Source organism: Hoylesella timonensis S9-PR14, assembly GCF_000762405.1.
In the GTDB taxonomy this organism is placed as follows: domain Bacteria; phylum Bacteroidota; class Bacteroidia; order Bacteroidales; family Bacteroidaceae; genus Prevotella; species Prevotella timonensis_A.
In genome coordinates, this window is record NZ_JRPQ01000213.1 from 1 (window position 1) to 2763 (window position 2763).

Below are 2763 nucleotides of genomic sequence, written 5' to 3' on the forward strand. Positions count from 1 at the left end.
ACTTGTGAAGAAGCAGACAATGCAGGTGAGAAACCTGTTGCCATGATTGCATATATAAGTGATAATGGTAACGGACCTGCACCTTATAGNAAACATGGNCTTGCCATATCTTTGCGNAATCTAAAAAGCCNGGACAGANCCAACTTGTTTTTANTAGAGGAATTGGAGANAGTAGACACATACCTTTCTGAATATCAGAAAGTAGCGCCATCTTGGACCCAATGGTATGTNCCAAGATTCAAAGANTTTGATTTAATATTTGATGCTTTTGGCGGTACTAAATATAGTAATAAACCACATTATACAACCCAACCGTGGGACTATGGAAGACTTAATGATTTTATGGAATCAACAGAACGGTATGGTGAAGACGAGGTTTATCATGATTGTTTTATNGNATNCCTACCACCGTATCNCGATTGGCAACCATCCCGTTATTGGATTAATGTTTCCGAGAATTCNCAGTCATCATTTTTGTGGTTATATGATATTAAGGGTAAGCAATACTTACAATGGCACCGTACTGCACAGGGAGGATGTTTTATACGTCCTGTTTTTGAATTTTAATTCTTAAAATGTAAAAAGATGGAAGCAAAAAAAATAGAAATAAATAATCAGATAAAAAAGAAATACATAGCACCAAAAATTACGATTTTTGAAATGGGAGAACCCGTACTGGCAGCAACTTCTCCAAGTGAGAATCCGAGGATGGAAGTCGGAGTAGACAACTGGATCGATGATGAAGAAGTAAACTCAACAAATGCAAAACATTTTTTCCATGTCTGGGAAGATGAAAATAGAGAAGAACTTTAATGATTAAGATACTTTACAACTTGGTTTGGGCAGGAAAACTTCCCTATCCTAAAGCCAATGGTAGATTACTTTTCCTTCGGGAAGAGATAGTTGAAATGATACGGAAGCTGCTGGTTGGTAATTTTTGTCACCCACTAAAAAAATATCGGCAATTATTTTGCTGAAACAAAAATAATACTTACCTTTGCAATTAGAAAGTTAGTTGTGGTTTTCCACACTCAAAGATAACAGTACTCGCTTGGCATACCGTAAGATCTGCTGGCGAGTCATTTTTTTATAGATACTATGGCGAATAAAGAATCACGTTCCATTCAGGAACAGATCGATTTACTGAAGCATAGAGGCATGATTATAGAAGATGAGGAGTTTGCCCATCTTCATTTAAGTCATATCAGCTACTACCGTTTGAAGGGGTATTGGTGGGATATGCAAACTGACAAAGAACAGCATATATTTAAGTATGACGCCAATTTTAAGGACGTTATCGCTCGATATTTCTTTGATAAGGAGTTGCGTCTTATCTTGTTCGATGCCATTGAAGCCATAGAGATAGCGTTGCGGACGAAGATGATTTATCATCTTTCACAATCATACGGTGGGCTGTACTATATGGATAAGGGACTTTTCAACAATGAAGAGCTCCAACAGCAACATATACATGATCTGATGGGCGAGTTTATGCGTAGCGGTGAGATTTTCATAAAAGACTACAAATGCAAATATGGAGTGTGGGAGGATAGAAAATGTATATCTCTTACCCAACAGCCTGACGCATGGATTATTTTTGAAGTTGCGACTTTTGGAACACTTTCAAAGATATATAAGAATCTTAATCATCAGTTACCGGAAAAGGCAAGAATTGCCAATGAATTCGGACTTAATATGCATACAGAACTCTCAAGCTGGCTTGAAGCCATCTCCTATTTGAGAAATATTGTCGCCCATCATTCAAGAGTATGGAGTCGAAATATGGTAAAACGTCCAATGGATATTAGTAATCCAAGAGGCATTTGGCTGCAACATCCTCTTTCGGAATTCTCTAAAAAGAAGCCATTTCTAATCATTACTTCCATGTTATACTTGTGCAATGCTATCAATGCAGGGGATACATATAAGAGAAAGATAATCTCACTGATAGAGAAAAATCCAGACATTCCTATTTATAAGATAGGTTTTCCAGATCATTGGAATAGGGAATCTATCTGGCAATAATTTTGTACGGGAATTTCAATTGCAATATTCCCGTACTTTATTTATGTCTACTAAAAAAAATGAAAGTAAGACATTTTTGCTTCCATTGGATAATAAACATGCGTTTAGTGTCTCCATTTGGGTCTGAAGTTTTGTGAACGATTGTCTTCTTCCTTGTCATGAGTAGGATAACTCTCGTTCTTTTCTCCAGCTGAGAGATTGTTGTTATACAAATTCTCTCCTTGGTTTACTTCCTCCTTCTCTTCTTTTTCCTCCTCCGGCGGTGCAAGCGTAAGCGCAATCTTTCTGTCCAATTCTGCTGCCTCCCCCTTGAGCGCACGCAGTTCGTCCTCTTTCTTCCAAGAATTGTTAGCAATATTAGTATAAACTTCTTTATTTGCAACAACCTTTGCCATTTCCTTCTCATGCGACTCTATCACCTTTGGAATACGCTCCAAGGCATTTACGAAGTTCTCGCAGGCAAGTTTCGGGTCTGCCGCTAACTTACCGTTATTATAGGTATAGTAGATGCTTTCCTGTCCCTTGACAAAGAAGCGGTTCACCGAGCAGTCGAACAAGTCCTTGGAAGTGCTCTCCGTCTTGACCATGATGGAAAAGCCGTAAACCTCGCCAATCTTGTTGTACTCGCTCTTGGTACGAGCCTTTTCCTCTATCTCNTGCAGACGNGCGGCGATGACCTTTATGTCGGTGCTGTCCTCTACACCTTTGATTGTCAGTTTATTGACGGGCAGTCCCTCC

At 38.9% G+C, this 2763-nt stretch carries 2 protein-coding genes and 2 pseudogenes; 3 read left to right on the forward strand and 1 reads right to left on the reverse strand.

Features of this window, described 5'->3' with window-relative positions; all coding sequences use genetic code 11:
• Positions 1 to 585 precede the first annotated feature (585 nt).
• The 3 genes and pseudogenes from HMPREF9304_RS11810 to HMPREF9304_RS11820 all read left to right on the forward strand — a co-directional run bounded on the left by HMPREF9304_RS11810 (position 586) and on the right by HMPREF9304_RS11820 (position 2025).
• Positions 586 to 813 carry a hypothetical protein gene (locus HMPREF9304_RS11810; RefSeq protein ID WP_036929435.1) on the forward strand — a complete coding sequence of 76 codons (228 nt, stop codon included), beginning with the start codon at positions 586 to 588 and terminating at the stop codon, positions 811 to 813.
• Positions 814 to 818: 5 nt separating this feature from the next.
• Positions 819 to 977, forward strand: a pseudogene (locus tag HMPREF9304_RS15345) (helix-turn-helix domain-containing protein); the annotation flags it as partial.
• A gap of 121 nt (positions 978 to 1098) precedes the next feature.
• Entirely contained in the window at positions 1099 to 2025 is a 927-nt protein-coding gene (locus HMPREF9304_RS11820; protein WP_036929437.1) for an Abi family protein, read from the forward strand.
• 104 nt (positions 2026 to 2129) lie between these two features.
• On the opposite strand, the pseudogene HMPREF9304_RS11825 reads toward HMPREF9304_RS11820, so the two are convergent.
• Positions 2130 to 2763: pseudogene (locus HMPREF9304_RS11825) on the reverse strand (helicase); the annotation flags it as partial.

Coding starts and splice junctions, on each gene's coding strand:
- HMPREF9304_RS11810 (WP_036929435.1), top strand. CDS start 586: ATGGAAGCAAAAAAAATAGAAATAAATAATCAGATAAAAAAGAAATAC.
- HMPREF9304_RS11820 (WP_036929437.1), top strand. CDS start 1,099: ATGGCGAATAAAGAATCACGTTCCATTCAGGAACAGATCGATTTACTG.